Genomic DNA, 16,724 nt, shown 5'->3' on the forward strand with positions numbered 1-16,724 from the left:
GTGCCGCGCGCTATGCGCACGCCGGCCGGAGGCGAGAAAACGGCTCGCCTTCACCCTTCGCCCGAAGTCGGACGAAGAATGGGCAAGCATAACCGAAATGAATGGTTCGCAGGCGCGGCAGCGCGCGTCAGAGAACGGCTGCAGTAGCCTTGCCGGCAGCAATCTGCATGCGGAAATGCGCCACGTTGGCATGGCGCAACGCATCGAGTGCCACGGGTTGGCCGTCGATGCTCATCTGCGCACCATCGGCATTGCCGATGCGCACATCCAGCGGTTGGTCGCTGCGCCATGTCTTGCTGGTTCCGGCGGGCAGCAGACCGTATTCCAGCCGCGAGCCATCCTGCCCGACCACCTCGACCCAACTGGCAGCAGTCAGGCTCAGCGTGATGCTGTGGCCACCCGTACCGACGGTAGCCGCCGTGGCGCCTGCACTCTCCGCTGGCGCCGGTACGCTGGCCTTCGGCGATGCCAAGCTGCCATTGTCCATGCTCGGGAACGGCGCCATCGAAGCCATCAGCGGCTGGTCGTCCGAAGGTTGCGCATCAGGGGCTTTTGCCACCAGGGTCGGCGCAGTCGACTTGGCTGGCGCCGCAACCTGTTGCGTGTCCTGCTGGGCCACCGGCGAGGCGTCCAGCGGAGTCAGGTGGCTGAGGTCGCGATCCAGCGTGCTGCGCACACCAAACCAGACCGTGGGTACCGCGATGACCAGGGTCAGCACCACATAGGTGGCAGCGGTGGCATAACGGTCGAACAGGAAACGCGAGTGCGAAATGCCGCCGGTGGCGACAAGTGCCGGCTCGACATGGTGGGCACGCGCCAGTTCGGCCTGGATCGCCGTATCGTCGATGCCCAGGTACTGGCTGTACTTGCCGATATAGCTGGCCAGGTAGACCCGCGAATCGATGCCGTCGTGCTCGCCATGCTCCAGCTTGCGGAGGATGCGCAGCGGCAACCTCAAGGCATGCGCGCAAGCCCCCAGCTCAAGCCCGCGAGCTTCGCGCGCCGCGCGCAGGCGATTGCCGAAGGCGACATCGGGGTCGGCTTGCACAACCATTGCAAAGCTGGCTTCCGTGTTTCCATCCTGCTGGGCGAACAGATCGGGCGCGGCCGGATCTTGGCCGGACTGGGAAGGCTGCATGTTGTTCATGGACGACTGGCGGTGGCTTTCAGGGCGCGGGCCTGTTCCGAGTCCGGGAACTGGCCCTGCAAACGCCCGAGATAAGACTGGGCTGCATCCGTATTGCCCAAGCGCGATTCGATATCGTAACCAAGCTTGAGGGAGGCCGCAGTCGGCTTGCCCAACGCATCGAAGCGCTGGATGAAAGCCCTGGCACGAAATGCATCCCCTTGCGTATAGAGTACTTCGGCAAGGTGGAAAAGTGCATCGCCATTGCCCGGATTTCGCGCGATTGCGTCACGAAAACTCGCTTCTGCGCCGGCCTGATCACCCATCTTCAACTGGCAGATACCGGCGTTGGTAAGTGCCATATCCGGCGTGGCGTAGAACGGGTCGGCCACGGCCTTCCTGAAATAGCCGAGGGACTCCTGCTCCTTGCCGGTGCTGCACAAGAACTGGCCCAGATTGTTGTTCACATCGCCCTTGTCCGGGGCGAGCGCAACCGCTTGGCGGTAATTGGTCTCCGCCTCGGGGAGCTTGTTGATCTTCTCGTAGACGAACGCGATCACGGTGTGAGCAGGGATGTAGTTCGGGTCGAACTGCAACGCCAGCTTCAGTTTGTCCAGCGCCCCTTCCAGATTGCCCGCGGCCAGGTAGTGCTGGGCCAGGTCGGTATGGATACGGGCTGCATCCTCGCGCTGATCGGCTTTGCTGGCCTTGGGGATATGGTCGGTCGGCCCGGGGCCGTTGCCGTCGTTGTGCACTGTCACGCAGCCGGCCAGCGCCAGCATGAGGCTGAGTCCAACCAGCGATTTACAGCGCATGCGCCTCCCCTTGTTCCACGCGTTGGCGAATCCCCGCACTGCGGCGGGTGCGATCGTTCACTTGCCCGGCCAGCTGGCCGCAGGCGGCGTCGATGTCGTCGCCGCGGGTGCGACGCAGCATGGTGAGAATGCCGGCATTGAGCAACTGGGTCTGGAACGCTCGGATGGTTTCGGCATCGGAGCGCTCGAAGCGCGTGCCCGGGAAGGGATTGAACGGGATCAGGTTGACCTTGCAGGTCGGCAGCTTGCGCATGAAGCGGATCAGCTGCTTCGCATGCTCCGGCTGATCGTTCACGCCCTTCATCAAGGTATATTCGAAGGTGATCGAGGTGCGTGGCTTGCGCGCGATCCAGCGCTGGCAGGCCGCAGTGAGCTCGGCCAGCGGATAGCGCTTGTTGAGCGGCACCAGCTCGGTGCGCAGCTCGTCATTGGCCGCGTGCAGCGACACCGCCAGCGACACGTCGATGACTTCCGACAGCTTGTCGATCATCGGCACCATGCCGGCGGTGGACAGCGTGACACGCTTGGATGCAAGGCCGAAGCCCAGGTCATCGCGCATCAGGCTCATCGCCCGCACCACGTTGTCGAAGTTCGCCAGCGGCTCACCCATGCCCATCATCACCACATTGGTGATGCGACGGTTCTGGTGGGTGACGTTGCCCAGCTGCTTCGCCGCCACCCACATCTGGCCGATGATCTCGGCGGTGGCGAGGTTGCGGTTGAAACCCTGCGCGCCGGTGGAGCAGAACTGGCAGTTCAGCGCGCAACCGATCTGCGAGGAGACGCACAGCGTGCCGCGGGTGGGTTCGGGGATGTACACCGCCTCCACCGCGTTGCGGCCGTCCATGCCCAGCAACCACTTGTGCGTGCCGTCGGCAGCAGCCTTGTCCACCAGGGTCTGCGGAGGGCCGACGTGGCAGCTCGCCTCGAGCTTGGCGCGCAGCGCCTTGCCCACGTCGGTCATGTTGCCGAAATCGGACTCGAGGTGGTGGTAGATCCACTTCATCACCTGCTCGGCGCGATACGGCTTCTCGCCAAGCTGCGCGAAGAAATCGCGCAGACCCTGACGATCGAAGTCGAGCAGGTTGACCTTGCCGGCGGCGCCGGGCTGATCGGATGGAATGGCGGCTACCTGGTTCATGTCCTTGTTTCAGAGTGCGGCCATGGATGGCCGCTTTTTGATTTTCGCGTTCACGGATGAACGCTTTGGTTTAACTCGTGCGGCCGTGGACGGCCGCTTCTTGATCTTTGCGTTCTAAAGGTGAACGCATTACCTCGCGTGCACTTCGGTAGAAGCGAAGAAGTAGGCGATCTCGACTGCAGCCGTCTCGGCAGCGTCGGAACCGTGCACGGCGTTCGCGTCGATGGAGTCGGCGAAGTCGGCGCGGATCGTGCCGGGCGCGGCTTCCTTCGGATTGGTGGCGCCCATCAGCTCGCGGTTCTTGAGGACGGCGTTCTCGCCCTGCAGCACCTGGATCATCACCGGGCCGGAGATCATGAAATCCACCAGCGCCTTGAAGAACGGACGCTCCTTGTGCACGGCATAGAAACCTTCGGCTTCGGCGCGCGACAGCTGCTTCTGCTTGGCGGCGACAACCTTGAGACCGGCCTTTTCGAAACGGGCGTAGATCTCGCCGATCACGTTCTTGGCGACGGCGTCAGGCTTGATGATGGAAAGGGTGCGCTCCAGCGCCATGGGTGTGCTCCGGTAAAGGGGATCGAAATGTGAAGCCGGCATCGCGCCAGGAATGGCCAAAACCGACTTGGAATGCGGGTTTAGAACGCGAAGTTTGACAGATTCTATTCCATTCGCAAGCCGAAGTAGGGCCGGCGCCCCTCATGGTTTGACGCCGACCAATCCGCACGCGTATGCTCAAACGATCGTTTGAATCCTTCCCTTGGCCACGTGGATTGACCCGACCCGTGAACCGCACCGGCTCCACCAAGGAACGCATACTCGGCGCCGCCGAGACCCTGTTCGCTCAACGTGGCTTCGATGGGGCCTCGCTGCGCCAGTTGACCAGTGCCGCCGGGGTCAACCTCGCGGCGGTCAACTACCACTTCGGCTCCAAGGAAAAACTGGTCGAGCAGGTGTTCCGGCGCCGGCTGGACGCGCTGAACGCCCAGCGCCTCGCCGCACTGGCCAAGGTCGCAGGCAAACCCGACACACGGTTGGAAGATGTGCTCGATGCCTTCATCCGCCCCGCCCTGGAGCTGTCGCACGAGGACGAAGGCTCGCTGTTCATGCGCGTGCTGGCGCGAGCCTTCGCGGAGCACGACGACGGCCTGCGCAAATTCCTGTCCGAGAACTATGGGCATGTGATGCGCCAGTTCACCGCCGAGTTCGCCCGCCTGCTGCCGCGACTGAGCAAGGAGGAACTGTACTGGCGCATCGACCTGGCGACCGGCGCGTTGACTCATGCCATGTCCGGCTTCGGCATCATCCAGCGCAAGAGCGACGTCAGCGAACGCGCCCATCGCGAGCAGACCGTGCAGCACCTGATCCGCTTCGCTGCCGCCGGACTCAACGCCACCTGACTTATCGCGCCGCCACGACCGCGCCACCGCTTCGATCAACTTCGTTTCGCATGCTGTCCTTCATCCGGAGACTTCCATGACCGCTTCATCCACCACCACCCCGACGCTGCGCATCCGCAAGGCGGCCGTGCTCGGCGCCGGCGTCATGGGTGCGCAGATCGCCGCGCATCTGACCAACGCTGGCGTCGAAACCGTGCTTTTCGACCTTGCCGCGAAGGAAGGCCCCAAGAGCGGCATCGCGCTGAAGGCCATCGAACACCTGAAGAAGCTCTCCCCCGCCCCACTGGCCGACGCCAACCTCGCCACCGCCATCATCCCTGCCAACTACGACCAGCATCTCGCCCTCCTGGAAGGCTGCGACCTGATCGTGGAAGCCATCGCCGAGCGGATGGACTGGAAGCTGGATCTCTACAAAAAGATCGCCCCACACGTCTCGCCCACCGCGGTGCTGGCGTCAAACACCTCGGGCCTGTCAATCAACGGTCTCGCCGAGGCACTGCCGGAGGAGATACGCCACTGTTTCTGCGGCGTGCATTTCTTCAACCCGCCGCGCTACATGCACCTGGTCGAAGTGATCCCGACCCGCCTCACCGACCCGAAGGTGGTCGAAGGCCTCGAGGCCTTCCTGGTCACTACCGTGGGCAAGGGCGTGGTGATCGCCCGCGACACGCCCAACTTCATCGGCAACCGCATCGGCGTGTTCTCGATGCTGGCCACCATGCACCATACCGAACAGTTCGGCCTGGGCTTCGACGTGGTGGACGCGCTCACCGGCCCCGCCGTGGGCCGCCCGAAGAGCGCCACCTACCGAACCGCCGACGTGGTGGGCCTGGACACCATGGCGCATGTCATCAAGACCATGGCCGACACCCTGCCCGACGACCCGTGGCATGCCTACTTCAAGGCGCCCGCATGGCTCTCCGCGCTGATCGAAAAGGGTGCGCTGGGCCAGAAGAACGGCGCCGGCTTCTACCGCAAGGCCGGCAAGGACATCGTGGTGCTCGACGTCGCCAAACAGGATTACCGCGCCTCCGAGCAGAAGGCTTCGGACGAAGTCACCGCCATCCTGGCGATCAAGAACCCCGCCGAGAAATTCGCCAAGCTGCGCGCCTCGCAGGACAAGCAGGCGCAGTTCCTGTGGGCCACCTTCCGCGACCTGTTCCACTACACCGCCTACCATCTCGCCAACATTGCCGACACCGCGCGCGACGTGGACTTCGCCATTCGCTGGGGCTACGGCTGGAAGCTTGGCCCGTTCGAGACCTGGCAGGCCGCCGGCTGGCAGCAGGTGGCGCAGTGGGTGCAGGAAGACATTGCCGCCGGCAAGGCCATGAGCAGCGCGCCTCTGCCCGCATGGGTGCTGGACGGCCGCGACGGCGTGCACGGCAAGGACGGCTCCTGGTCGGCTGCCAACGGCAAGTACAAGCCGCGTTCCGCGCACCCGATCTACCAGCGCCAGCTGTTCCCCGATCCCATCCTCGGCGAGAAGCTCGACCAGGGCAGCACGGTGTGGGAGAACGACGGCGTGCGCCTGTGGACGCTGGGCGACGACGGCGTCGGCATCATCTCGTTCAAGACCAAGATGCACACGGTCAACGACCAGGTGCTCGACGGCATCCAGCACGCCATCGGCGTCGCCGAGGAAAAGCTCAGGGCCGTGGTGATCTGGCAGAACGGCGAGCCGTTCTCCGCCGGCGCGGACCTGAAGGGTGCACTGTGCCTGCTGCAGGCGGGCAAGTTCGACGACTTCGAGCAGATGGTCGCCAACTTTCAGCGCACCAGCATGCGCATCAAGCATGCGCTGGTGCCGGTGGTCTCCGCCGTGCGCGGGCTCGCACTGGGCGGCGGCTGCGAGTTCCAGATGCACTCCGCGCGCACTGTGGCCGCGCTGGAAAGCTACATCGGCCTGGTCGAGGCCGGCGTGGGCCTGCTGCCTGCCGGCGGCGGCCTGCATGAGCTGGCCGTACGCGCGGCCAAGGCCAATCCGGCCGATCCGTTCGAGTCGCTGAAGAAGGTGTTCGAAACCGTGGCGATGGCCAAGGTCTCGCCCAGTGCCATCGAGGCGAAGAACATGGGCCTGCTGCGCGACAGCGACGTCATCGTGTTCAACGCCTACGAACTGCTCTACGTGGCGAAGAGGATCGCACTGTCCCTGGCCGAATCCGGTTACCGACCGCCGCTGTATCAGCGTTCCGTACCGGTCGCCGGCGACGTGGGCACCGCCACCTTCAAGGCCTCGCTGGCCAACCTGCAGGCCGGCTACTTCGCCTCCGAGCACGACATCGCCATCGCTACCCGCATCGCCGACTGCCTGTGCGGCGGCAACGTGGAGCGCGGTTCGCTGGTGGACGAGGAGTGGCTGCTGGAACTGGAGCGCAAGCACTTCGTGGAGTTGGCCAAGACCGAGAAGACCCAGGCCCGCATCGCGCACACCATGACCACCGGCAAGCCGCTCAGGAACTGACCGGACTTCACAAGCACGTCATCCCGGCGCAGGCCGGGATCCAGTGGCGGAAACCGATCGCTGTCGAAACTGGATTCCGGCCTACGCCGGAATGACGAACAAAACAAACCAAGGCGCGTCGCCGCACCTCTGCGCGACGCCACGGAGCAAGAACCATGAGCAAGCAAGTGCAAGACGCCTACATCGTCGCCGCTACCCGTACCCCGGTCGGCAAGGCGCCGCGCGGCGTATTCCGCAATACCCGCCCCGACGACATGCTGGCCCACGTCATCAAGGCTGTGATGGCACAGGCGCCAGGCATCGATCCACACCGCATCGGCGACGCCATCATCGGCTGCGCCATGCCGGAAGCCGAGCAAGGCATGAACGTGGCACGCATCGGCGTGCTGCTGGCCGGCCTGCCCGACACCGTGCCCGGCGTCACCATCAACCGCTTCTGCTCATCAGGCCTGCAGGCCGTGGCGATGGCCGCCGACCGCATCCGCCTCGGCGAAGACGACCTGATGCTCGCCGGCGGCACCGAGAGCATGAGCATGGTGCCGATGATGGGCCACAAGATCGCGATGAACCCCGCGATCTTCAGCAACGAGCACATCGGCATCGCCTACGGCATGGGCATCACCGCCGAGAACGTGGCCAAGCAGTGGAAGGTCAGTCGCGAGGCGCAGGACGCCTTCGCCGTGGAAAGCCACCGCCGCGCGCTGGCCGCGCAGGCAGCCGGCGAGTTCAACGACGAGATCAGTCCCTTCCAACTCGACGACCGCTACCCCGACCTCGCCACCCGCGGCATCGCCACCGACAGCCGTACCATCGCCGCCGACGAAGGCCCGCGTGCCGGGACCACGGCCGAGGTGCTGGGCAAGCTCAAGACCGTGTTCCGCAACGGCCAGTTCGGAGGCACCGTCACCGCGGGCAATTCCTCGCAGATGTCCGATGGCGCCGGCGCCGTGCTGCTGGCCAGTGAGAGGGCGATCAAGGAATACAACCTGCAGCCGCTGGCCCGCTTCGTGGGCTTCTCCGTGGCCGGCGTCAAGCCCGAGATCATGGGCATCGGCCCCAAGGAAGCGATCCCGAAGGCGCTCAAGCAGACCGGCATCACGCAGGACCAGCTCGACTGGATCGAACTCAACGAAGCCTTCGCCGCGCAGGCCCTGGCCGTGATGGGCGACCTCAAGCTCGACCCCGCCAAGGTCAATCCGCTGGGCGGCGCCATCGCTCTGGGCCACCCGCTCGGCGCCACCGGCGCGGTACGCATCGCCACCCTTCTGCACGGCCTGCGCCGCCGCAAGCAGAAGTACGGCATGGTGACCATGTGCATCGGCACCGGCATGGGCGCGGCAGGCATCTTCGAAGCGGTTTGACGGGTGCCATTGAGCTTGGCGATCTTCGTCAGGCTGCAAAAGTCAAAGAAGGCCACGCTTGGCTGCACTCTTCGAAAGCGAAAACGGCGCCCATCATCGGGCGCCGTTTTCGTGTCGGGAAGATCAGTTCCGCAGCTTATCCACCATCCGTTTCCAGAACGAAGGTTTGGTCTGCAGCGACTGACTATCGGAGGGCTTCGGGGGTATATATCCAGGCTGCATGGCCTGGCAATCCGACAAGAAGGGTTGTGTGAGTTTTTGGACTTGTGCCGGGGCAACCCAGAAACCCACGCGAATCGGACTACCGGTGATCTCGAACCATATGCCCAGTGACATCGCCTGTAACACCGGCGTGAGCTGGGTGAACGGCATCTGGCGCGAGAACACCAATGCGTCGCCATCCGCATGGGGGCGGTCACCCTGATGCTGTTGCCACGCCTGGTCGCCCACCTGGAAGTAGGCATACATGGCGCGCGCAGCCAGCAGCTCCGTGCGCTCGGAACCCACGACGTAGCGGGCAGTCAGCGTGACCTGCCCGGGCGAGCATTGCAGCGTCACCTGATTCTGCCTGCCGTGCACCATCTGTGACAGCAGCAACGAGGGCGGCGCGCCCGGTGCATTTTGATAGGACGCCTCCAACGGCAAGCGACCGTTGTTGGCCACCTGTGTGGCAACCAGCTTTTCCGTGTTCCACCATGCAACGCCATTCACCACCAGACCGGCCACCTGTGCGAAATCGGCCGGACGCACGCCCATCGACTCTACATAGCTGTCCGTGTCCGCCGCTTGCGAAGAAGGATCGGTGGCGCGGTTCGCCTGCAGGTTGTCGTGCAGACCAATGCGGTCGGAGCCACTGGGCGACCAACGGTACACGCCGCCCAGGTAGGCATAGGCGCAGGCGTCAAGACAGGTTGCCGGAAGCGCTGGCGAATTGCCGGTATGCCAGGTTCCCAAATGCGTGTTGAAGCGCGAAGTGCGGAACAGCTTGCCTAGCTCCATGCCAGCCGCGATGTCGCCTGCAGACGAATCCAGATACACGTCCGAGCCAGGCATCAGCTTCCCCGCGTCCAGCAGTTGCCGCACCTGCGCCACGGCCGCGTCGTTGATGGTACCGGCGAGATAGGCTTGCGGCGCCTTGGCCACGCGCAGCGTCATGCTGTCGTTGCGCACATGTACGTTGAGCGGACCTGCCGCCGTCGGCGGAGATTTCGCGAAAAGCGGAAGCATCAACAGGCTTCCGGCCGCGATCAACAGAAATCTCGTGCCATGTTTAGCAATGGAATCGGGCAAGTGGCTCGCCTCGTCTGGAACAAAGAGGCGAAGTGTCGCCCAATCGCGCTTGGCCTTGCATGAATGCAGACCACGCAGGTGTTCAGCGCAACTGACTGTCCTTGCTGCCGCGGCGGTTGTAGAGATTGGCAGCATGCTCTGCGTCGTGGGCCTGCTGGCAGCTCACACACAAGCGCACGCCGGCTATTGCAGTACGTCGTGCCGCTGGAATCGACGCGCCGCATTCCTCGCAATGGCTGAGACTGGGACCGCGCTTCAATTGATTGCGGGCACGCTGCACCGCATCGGCGACTGTGGCGTCGATCTGATCCTGTACGGCGCCATCGCCGGCCCATCCGGTCGCCATGGGAACCTCCGCGAGTTATGGCTGATTACACGATATGCGGGTGCCGCGCTCGGATTTCCAGCCGTTTCGGGGTCGCCGCCAAACGACGGATGATGCACCCGCTCGCCTCTTTGTCGTGTGAATCACTCACGCTGGAACTTGCGGAATAGCCGCGAACCGCGTGATTACGTCAACTGAACAGATAGCTGACGCCGCACTCCGCTTGCTGCTCGCTTCCGGCACAGCTGTGCCGGAGCTCCTCGTAGGGTACCAATTGCTGTTGCAGCCATTCGCGCATCTGCGGCCCGAACAGGCCCTCGGCCTTGCGCTTGGCCTTGCCAGGCAGGCCACTCACCGCGTCGTGCTTCCACGGTTCGTTGCGCAGGTCGGCAATGGGCTGGTTGCAGCTGGCGCCAAGCTTGGCTCTGGCGTCGATGTGCAGGAAGGCGCACAGGCGCCGCCACTCGTGGTGCATGTCGCGGGTAAGGTCGTCCAGGAAAACGAAATGGTGGTGCGGCTGCTGCGCGTGCCTGGCATGGATCTGCGCGGCACGGTTCCAGCGACGCGACCAGGGCACGAGGCCAATGCCCATGGTGTTGAAACCTGCGTAACGCAGGCTCGCATCCGTAATCGAAGCCAGTACGTCCTCGCCAGGGCGGATCACGTGCACGAAACGCGCGTCCGGCACGTGTCGCTCGATCTCCGGAATGTAAAGCAAGTGGCTCGGCGTTTTTTCAACCCAGGCCGTACGTCCCTCGGCCTGCGCCCGTGCATCGAGCGATCTTATAAAACCGCGCACGCAACTGCCGGTGCGCAACGGCCACTCCGGGAGAGCGAACATGTCTGGATCGATGTCGCGCAAGGGTTGCAACGCCCCGCGCGCCTGCTTGCGTGCGAAGCCGAGGTGCTGTCGCAGGCGGCGTCGCTGCGGCTTGGCATCAAGATCGCCCCAACGCCACGCCAGATCACCATACAGGTGCTCGAAAAACGCTGTTTCCGGCATGGTCAGAATCGTCGGATGCCGCGCCAACATCGCCTGCACGAGTGTAGTGCCGGAGCGAGGGCAGCCGACGATGAAAATGCGCTGCATGGTGATGCATACCTCTTTTAACGGCCGTACACAAACCTGACTGTACGCCAACGAGCAAGATCGTACGCGGTTGAATGCGTCATGTCACTTTACAAAACGCAACAGGTAATGCTCCTGGCAAAGTGCCGAGGGGCTCGATCCGCGTGTTTGCTAGGCTGCAGCCTTCACAGCGACGGAGCCTGCCATGACGCAAGGCATCCACACCATCGATACCGGCTTTGTGCGACCGCGCTTCGACGCGGCTTATCTCATCGTGGAAAACGGGCGTGGCGCATTCGTCGATTGCGGCACCAATCATGCAGTGCCGCGCATGCTGGCTGCTCTGGAGGACGCCGGTCTCCGACCAGAGGATGTGGACTGGCTGATCCTTACCCACGTACATCTGGATCATGCGGGCGGCGCTGGCGAACTGATGGCATGCCTGCCGAACGCAAAACTGGTGGTGCATCCGCGCGGTGCGCGGCACATGGTCGATCCATCCCAACTATGGGCCGGAGCCAGTGCGGTATACGGCGAACAGGTGATGGAATCGACCTACGGCCGGCTGCGCCCCGTGCCCGTCGAACGGGTGGTCGAAGCACCGGACGGTCACAGCGTCGATCTCGCCGGCCGGAGCCTGCACTGCCTCGACACACCAGGCCACGCCAAGCACCACCTTGCAGTGCATGACGCACGCACCAACGCCTGCTTTACCGGCGACGTGTTCGGCCTTTCCTACCGTGAGTTCGACACGGCGAACGGTCCCTTCGTGCTTCCCACCACCTCGCCGGTGCAATTCGATCCCGAAGCACTGCACGCTTCCTTGCGCCGCCTGGTTGCTTTGAACCCATCGGCGGTATACCTCACCCATTACGGCCGCGTCGAAGAAGTTGGCCGTCTGGCCGGCGACCTGCATGCACAGATCGATGCCATGGTGGCAATTGCGCGTGCCGCACATGGCAAACCAAACCGGCACGCGAGTTTGGTCGAGGCGCTCACTGCACTGTATGCGGCGCGCGCCATCGCGCATGGCTGGACCGAAGGGCGCGATGCGCTCGCTTCATTGCTGGCCATGGATATCGAATTGAACGCGCAGGGTCTGGAAGTTTGGCTGGATCGCGCTTGACGACACACCACGCCTGAAAGCCGCGAGCCTTACTTCAGTACCTTGCGATATACGTGCTGCGTCTTGACCCGCGCATACCCGAGATTTTCGTAAAACGGGTGCGAACGCTCGCGCGCCACGTTGGAACGCACGCCGATCGACTCGAAGCCCTGCGCGTGTGCCCATGCTCGCCATCGGCAACCAGTGCGCGCCCGATGCCCGTGCCGCGCGCCGCCGCATCCACCACCAACCCGACGATCTCGATACGTTCGCCCGATTCCAGCGTGAGACGGCGCTCGATCGCGATCCAGCCGAGCAGCCCACCATTCCCGTCTTGCGCCACGGTCACGTGGTGTTGCGGCAACGGCAGGATCGCGCGCAATCGATCTTCCATAGCGGCCACGCCCAGCGGATAACCCAATTCGCCGGCCAACCGCGCGATTTCCATAGCGTCATCGACGCGCGCGGTGCGCAGCGCGGCCATCTCAGGCCAGCCGCGTGCCGTTCGGTACCGGGCGTTCGATGGCGGTGAGCACCACGCCATCCGAGGTTGGGAATCCGGTCAGCAGGAACTGCGAACGGAACGGGCCGATCTGTTTCTCAGGGAAGTTGATGATGCCAACGATCTGCCGACCGATCAGGTCCTCGGACTTGTACAACGCCACGATCTGCGCACTGGTCTTCCTTTCGCCGTAGGGCCCGAAATCGGCCCACACTTTCCATGCGGGTTTGCGTGCCTCCGGGAACACCTCGACCTTAGTGACCGTGCCCGCCACGATCAGCACTTTCTCGAAATCCGCCCAGGTTATTTCCGTGGTCTCGCTCATCCTTCCAATCTCGTCTTTAATCCGTCGCGTGCCTGCTGCCACCAATAGTTGAGTTGTGCAGCAAGCAAGCCGAAGGGCTTGTGGGTACTGGCCAAACCGTAGTCGGCAAACTGACGCCAGCCATCGTCGCCCTCGGCGATGGCGGCGGCCAGCAATTCACCGAGCGCGCAAGTGGGCGCCAGGCCGTGGCCGCCGAAAGCTTGCGCCCACCATAACCCCGCATCGTCGCCTTCGCCACGGCCGAGTTGCGGCATCTGGTGGCGCGCATAGCTCATCAGACCCGACCACGCGTATTCGATCTTCGCGCCTTTGAGTTGCGGGAACACCTGCGCCAGGTCGTGCCGGAGAAGGCGCTGCACCGCTTGCGGCGACCGGTTGCGGATGGAGATGCGGCCGCCCCACAGCAAGCGCTTGTCGGGCAGCGGCCGGTAGTAGTCGAAGGCAAAACGGCTGTCGTACACCGCCGCGCGCGTGGCGAGGCATTCGTCGAGCCGTTCACCCAGCGGCTCGGTAGCCATCACATAAGTGGCGATGGGCAGCACGGCGCGGTCGATGGGCTTGTACAAGTCGGCGAGGTAGCCGCCGCAGGCGAGCACCACCTGCTCGGCAAGCAGCTCGCCCTGCGCCGTGCCAAGCAGCCAACGCGAACCTTCGCGCTTGAGTCGCCGCACTTCGCTCTGCTCGTGCACGCGCACACCCTGCCCAGCAGCGGCCGCGGCAAGACCGATGGCGTAGTTGAGCGGGTGCAGGTGCAATGCATTGTGCTCGTACAGGCCGTCGCTGTAGCGGGGACTGCGGACGCGTTCGCGCAGTTGCTCCTGCGGCAGCCAGTCCCAACCTACGCCATAGTGCTCGGACAGCAACTGTTGCCGACGGCGCAGCACCTCGGGATCGCGGAACCAGTTGGCCCAGATCACGCCTTCGTCGACCGCATCGCAGGCAATGGCGTACCGCGCAATGCGTGCGCGAATCCGTTCGACGGCCGCCGTCGTGAGGCCGAACAGCGCACGTGCACGCGTTTCGCCAAGCTGATCAAGCAACGCCTGTTCGCCCAGCGAATACCCGGCGAACACGAAGCCGCCGTTGCGTCCCGATGCTCCGAAGCCGACGCGTTCGCGCTCCAGCAACACCACGTCGCGCACGCCGCGTTCGGCCAGGCCCAGCGCGGTGTTGAGTCCGGCGTAGCCGCCGCCGACAACGGCGACACGTGCTTCCTGTCGCCCTTGCAGCGGCGCATACGCTTCGTATGGCGATGCCGTGGCTGCGTAGTACGACGAAACCGATGGTTGCTTCATGCGCGAGCGCCCCTGTGCGACGGCAAGGCGAGCGAGCATAGCCTATTCATTGCGCCAGCCTCATTGAACCAGGCTCACCTGCAGCGGCCGTTCATCGCTGCGCCCGTGGTCGTCCACCACGCGCACGCGGTAATCGCCTGCGTTGTGCGCTTGCCAGAACAGGCTGCTGCCGGGCCTGCCCTGCCCTACGTAGGCATCGTCCACGAACCAGTACAGTGCGTGCACGTCGGCATCAGCGTTAGCCGTGAACGCAATCGCCGTCCTGTCCCGCTGCCCGAGACGCATCGCATAGGTGCTGGCGCGCAGCGGCGAGGTGATCTGCGGCGGCGAGCCGATCGGGCGTCCTGCATCGACGCAAGCCGGATTCTGCGGCGGCTTTCGCCGCGGGATGCCGGCCTGCGCGAACACCTGCGCAAGATCGGACGGCCAGAACTCGAACACTTCCACGTGGGTGTGCTTGTCTGCGTACGGCGGGCAAGCGGGCAAGCCGGTCGCATCGTCGATCACCAGCGGACGGTGGATGGTGTCCACGCGGATCGGCGACTTGCCGGGAATGAACCACGTCCAGCCGCGCTGCGGACACCATTGGCTGGGCAGGTCACCGCTGGCGAGGCAGATTTCCACGCGCTTGAGATTGGCCGGCATGTGCCGCGACGGTTCCTGCATATGCGGGCGTTCCGCCCGCAGCGCATCGACCACCTGGAAGAACAGCGGCGCAGCGGCGTCCACGCCGACGAAGGCGGGGTTCGCCGAGCCATCGAAATTGCCCACCCACACCACCAGCACGTAGGGACCGAAGCTGCCCGCCGTCCACGCATCGTGGAAGGCCCACGAGGTACCGGTTTTCCAGTACACCGGCAGGCGCGTGTTCTCTGCACCGAAGGCCGCATCGGGACGCGGGTTCTGCCGCAGCATGTCCATCACCATGAGGCTGGATGCATCGCTCAGCAAGCGCGTGCCGCCCACCTGCGGGTCGCTCTCGCGCAGGCGCAACGGCTGCAGCACGCCGCGGTTGGCAAGCATCGCGTAGAGGTCGCCCAGTTCCTGCATGGTCACCTCGCCGCCGCCCAGCACAAGGGCAAGACCGTAGTGCTGTTCGCTGGCGAGGCGGCTGATGCCGGCTTCCCGCAGGAAATCGTAGAGGCTTGGCTGGTGCAGCTGCGAGGCCACCCACACGGCGGGGATGTTGCGGCTGCGGATCAACGCCTGAGTGGCGGTGATCGGTCCGAGGAAATGCCCGTCGAAATTTTCCGGCGTATAGGGACCGAACGAACTGGGTACGTCGCGCAGCACCGTCTGTGGATGCAGCACACCCTGATCGAAACCCAATGCGTAGATGAAGGGCTTGAGTGCGGAGCCTGGCGAGCGCTTCGCGTTCGTGCCGTTGTTCTGCCCTTCGATGCCGGCGTCGAAATAATTGGCCGAGCCCACCATCGCCTTGATGCCCATATCGCGGGTATCGATCAGCAGCGCAGCCGCATTGCGGATGCCGCGCGGGGCATTGCGCTGCACATAGTTGGACAGTTGCTGTTCTAGGCTGTGCTGCAGATCGAGATCGATGGTTGTGACTACGCGCGGCGGCAGGCGCTCGCCGCTCACGCGTTGCGCGGCGATCAACTGGTCCACGGCATGCGGCGCCTCGAATGGCAACCTGGCCAGGGGGTGCAGTGTGAGCGGCAGGTCGAACAGCGGCTTGAACGAGGCATCGCGCGGATGCTCTTGCAGCCAACGCGCATAGAGATCGTTGCGTGCCCGCGCCAAGGCGGGATTGATGAGCACGCCGCCCTTCTGCAGCGGACGCGAAGGCTCCTGCGGAATCACCGCCAGCGTCAGCGCTTCCGGCAGGGTGAGGTCGCTGGGTGGCTTGCCGAAATACACGAGGCTGGCCGCGCCCACGCCTTGCACGTTGCTGCCGTAGGGCGCGTCGTTGAGATAAGCCTCGAGGATCTCGCGCTTGGAATGGAACAACTCGAGCTGCAACGCATGCGCGATCTGGCGCAATTTTCCCGACGGCGTACGCGTATCCAGACCCCAAAGCAGGCGCGCAAGCTGCATGGTGATGGTAGAGCCGCCTTGCGGATGGCGATGCCGCACATAGGTGACCCACCCGCCACGCAGCAGGCCCCATGCGTTGAAGCCCGGATGCCACCAGTACCAGCGATCCTCGTGCAGCAGTACACCTTCTACGAGTTGTGGCGAGACCTGCTTCAACGGCACCCATTGGCGGTATTGCTCGTCGCTGGCAAGCGTTAATCGCAGCAGGTGGCCGCTGTCATCGTAGAACGCAGTGGAACTGGGCAGGCGCTCGCGCAATGGCTGGTGCGGCCATAGGCGGCAAGCCACGAGCACAGCCGCCAGCAGCGCAAAGCCGACCAACCCGTTCTGCCAGCGGATGAGCAGGCGCTTTAGCAAGCGTATGGCGAACACCCGCTCCTCGCCCCACTCGTCGCCTCGCTCCCCGGTGCCGCGGCCATCCATGGCAGCTCTCCGCGTGCCCCGGCAAGGAAGG

General features: G+C 64.4%; 15 protein-coding genes. 4 read left to right on the forward strand and 11 right to left on the reverse strand.

Translation table 11 applies throughout. The features are described 5' to 3' along the window. Nucleotides 1-127: 127 nt before the first annotated feature. The 4 genes from ISP25_RS04460 to ndk form a co-directional block, all read right to left on the reverse strand. On the reverse strand, nucleotides 128-1,147 hold the full coding sequence (locus tag ISP25_RS04460) for a helix-turn-helix domain-containing protein (protein ID WP_404611969.1): 1,020 nt from the start codon (nucleotides 1,145-1,147) through the stop codon (nucleotides 128-130). Beyond that, nucleotides 1,144-1,908 (reverse strand): type IV pilus biogenesis/stability protein PilW, encoded by a 765-nt coding sequence (gene pilW / locus ISP25_RS04465; protein ID WP_225578327.1) that lies wholly within the window; start codon nucleotides 1,906-1,908, stop codon nucleotides 1,144-1,146. The genes ISP25_RS04460 and pilW overlap by 4 nt, the downstream gene beginning before the upstream one ends. A 22-nt stretch (nucleotides 1,909-1,930) precedes the next feature. Beyond that, nucleotides 1,931-3,082, reverse strand: coding sequence for a 23S rRNA (adenine(2503)-C(2))-methyltransferase RlmN (gene rlmN / locus ISP25_RS04470; RefSeq protein WP_192157263.1), 1,152 nt, complete (start codon nucleotides 3,080-3,082; stop codon nucleotides 1,931-1,933). Nucleotides 3,083-3,211: 129 nt separating this feature from the next. Beyond that, complete coding sequence (gene ndk / locus ISP25_RS04475) at nucleotides 3,212-3,637, reverse strand: nucleoside-diphosphate kinase (RefSeq protein ID WP_192157261.1); 426 nt, start codon at nucleotides 3,635-3,637, stop codon at nucleotides 3,212-3,214. 173 nt (nucleotides 3,638-3,810) lie between these two features. Here ndk and ISP25_RS04480 point away from each other — a divergent pair, with 173 nt between their 5' ends. The 3 genes from ISP25_RS04480 (at nucleotide 3,811) to ISP25_RS04490 (ending at nucleotide 8,304) form a co-directional block, all read left to right on the forward strand. Beyond that, entirely contained in the window at nucleotides 3,811-4,479 is a 669-nt protein-coding gene (locus tag ISP25_RS04480; protein ID WP_192157259.1) for a TetR/AcrR family transcriptional regulator, read from the forward strand. A 76-nt stretch (nucleotides 4,480-4,555) separates the two neighbouring features. Beyond that, nucleotides 4,556-6,943, forward strand: coding sequence for a 3-hydroxyacyl-CoA dehydrogenase/enoyl-CoA hydratase family protein (locus ISP25_RS04485; protein ID WP_404611972.1), 2,388 nt, complete (start codon nucleotides 4,556-4,558; stop codon nucleotides 6,941-6,943). A gap of 155 nt (nucleotides 6,944-7,098) precedes the next feature. Then, entirely contained in the window at nucleotides 7,099-8,304 is a 1,206-nt protein-coding gene (locus ISP25_RS04490; RefSeq protein ID WP_404611974.1) for an acetyl-CoA C-acyltransferase, read from the forward strand. Between the two features lie 123 nt (nucleotides 8,305-8,427). On the opposite strand, the gene ISP25_RS04495 is transcribed toward ISP25_RS04490, so the two are convergent. The 3 genes from ISP25_RS04495 to ISP25_RS04505 form a co-directional block, all read right to left on the reverse strand. Continuing rightward, a complete protein-coding gene (locus tag ISP25_RS04495; RefSeq protein WP_404611976.1) occupies nucleotides 8,428-9,531 on the reverse strand; it encodes a hypothetical protein in 1,104 nt (367 codons plus the stop codon). 145 nt (nucleotides 9,532-9,676) lie between these two features. Then, entirely contained in the window at nucleotides 9,677-9,940 is a 264-nt protein-coding gene (locus ISP25_RS04500) for a DksA/TraR family C4-type zinc finger protein (RefSeq protein WP_404611978.1), read from the reverse strand. Between the two features lie 169 nt (nucleotides 9,941-10,109). Beyond that, on the reverse strand, nucleotides 10,110-11,009 hold the full coding sequence (locus ISP25_RS04505; protein ID WP_404611980.1) for a sulfotransferase family protein: 900 nt from the start codon (nucleotides 11,007-11,009) through the stop codon (nucleotides 10,110-10,112). A gap of 184 nt (nucleotides 11,010-11,193) precedes the next feature. Here ISP25_RS04505 and ISP25_RS04510 point away from each other — a divergent pair, with 184 nt between their 5' ends. Continuing rightward, a complete protein-coding gene (locus tag ISP25_RS04510; protein ID WP_192157247.1) occupies nucleotides 11,194-12,114 on the forward strand; it encodes an MBL fold metallo-hydrolase in 921 nt (306 codons plus the stop codon). A gap of 34 nt (nucleotides 12,115-12,148) precedes the next feature. Here the strand turns inward: ISP25_RS04510 and ISP25_RS04515 are convergent, their stop codons facing one another. Genes ISP25_RS04515 through pbpC form a run of 4 tightly spaced genes read right to left on the reverse strand, consistent with a single transcriptional unit; the run spans nucleotide 12,149 to nucleotide 16,693 of the window. After that, nucleotides 12,149-12,577 (reverse strand): GNAT family N-acetyltransferase, encoded by a 429-nt coding sequence (locus ISP25_RS04515; protein ID WP_404611982.1) that lies wholly within the window; start codon nucleotides 12,575-12,577, stop codon nucleotides 12,149-12,151. A 1-nt stretch (nucleotide 12,578) separates the two neighbouring features. Then, entirely contained in the window at nucleotides 12,579-12,920 is a 342-nt protein-coding gene (locus ISP25_RS04520) for a tRNA-binding protein (protein ID WP_404611984.1), read from the reverse strand. Further along, on the reverse strand, nucleotides 12,917-14,215 hold the full coding sequence (locus ISP25_RS04525) for an NAD(P)/FAD-dependent oxidoreductase (RefSeq protein WP_404611986.1): 1,299 nt from the start codon (nucleotides 14,213-14,215) through the stop codon (nucleotides 12,917-12,919). The genes ISP25_RS04520 and ISP25_RS04525 overlap by 4 nt, the downstream gene beginning before the upstream one ends. Before the next feature lie 60 nt (nucleotides 14,216-14,275). After that, nucleotides 14,276-16,693 carry a penicillin-binding protein 1C gene (gene pbpC / locus ISP25_RS04530; protein WP_404611988.1) on the reverse strand — a complete coding sequence of 806 codons (2,418 nt, stop codon included), beginning with the start codon at nucleotides 16,691-16,693 and terminating at the stop codon, nucleotides 14,276-14,278. Nucleotides 16,694-16,724: the final 31 nt, after the last annotated feature.

This window comes from Rhodanobacter hydrolyticus (genome assembly GCF_044904645.1).

Bases quoted from the DNA above. Each gene is read 5' to 3' on its own strand.
- ISP25_RS04460 (WP_404611969.1), bottom strand. From the start codon at position 1,147: ATGAACAACATGCAGCCTTCCCAGTCCGGCCAAGATCCGGCCGCGCCC.
- pilW (WP_225578327.1), bottom strand. From the start codon at position 1,908: ATGCTGGCGCTGGCCGGCTGCGTGACAGTGCACAACGACGGCAACGGC.
- rlmN (WP_192157263.1), bottom strand. From the start codon at position 3,082: ATGAACCAGGTAGCCGCCATTCCATCCGATCAGCCCGGCGCCGCCGGC.
- ndk (WP_192157261.1), bottom strand. From the start codon at position 3,637: ATGGCGCTGGAGCGCACCCTTTCCATCATCAAGCCTGACGCCGTCGCC.
- ISP25_RS04480 (WP_192157259.1), top strand. From the start codon at position 3,811: ATGCTCAAACGATCGTTTGAATCCTTCCCTTGGCCACGTGGATTGACC.
- ISP25_RS04485 (WP_404611972.1), top strand. From the start codon at position 4,556: ATGACCGCTTCATCCACCACCACCCCGACGCTGCGCATCCGCAAGGCG.
- ISP25_RS04490 (WP_404611974.1), top strand. From the start codon at position 7,099: ATGAGCAAGCAAGTGCAAGACGCCTACATCGTCGCCGCTACCCGTACC.
- ISP25_RS04495 (WP_404611976.1), bottom strand. From the start codon at position 9,531: ATGCTTCCGCTTTTCGCGAAATCTCCGCCGACGGCGGCAGGTCCGCTC.
- ISP25_RS04500 (WP_404611978.1), bottom strand. From the start codon at position 9,940: ATGGCGACCGGATGGGCCGGCGATGGCGCCGTACAGGATCAGATCGAC.
- ISP25_RS04505 (WP_404611980.1), bottom strand. From the start codon at position 11,009: ATGCAGCGCATTTTCATCGTCGGCTGCCCTCGCTCCGGCACTACACTC.
- ISP25_RS04510 (WP_192157247.1), top strand. From the start codon at position 11,194: ATGACGCAAGGCATCCACACCATCGATACCGGCTTTGTGCGACCGCGC.
- ISP25_RS04515 (WP_404611982.1), bottom strand. From the start codon at position 12,577: ATGGCCGCGCTGCGCACCGCGCGCGTCGATGACGCTATGGAAATCGCG.
- ISP25_RS04520 (WP_404611984.1), bottom strand. From the start codon at position 12,920: ATGAGCGAGACCACGGAAATAACCTGGGCGGATTTCGAGAAAGTGCTG.
- ISP25_RS04525 (WP_404611986.1), bottom strand. From the start codon at position 14,215: ATGAAGCAACCATCGGTTTCGTCGTACTACGCAGCCACGGCATCGCCA.
- pbpC (WP_404611988.1), bottom strand. From the start codon at position 16,693: ATGGATGGCCGCGGCACCGGGGAGCGAGGCGACGAGTGGGGCGAGGAG.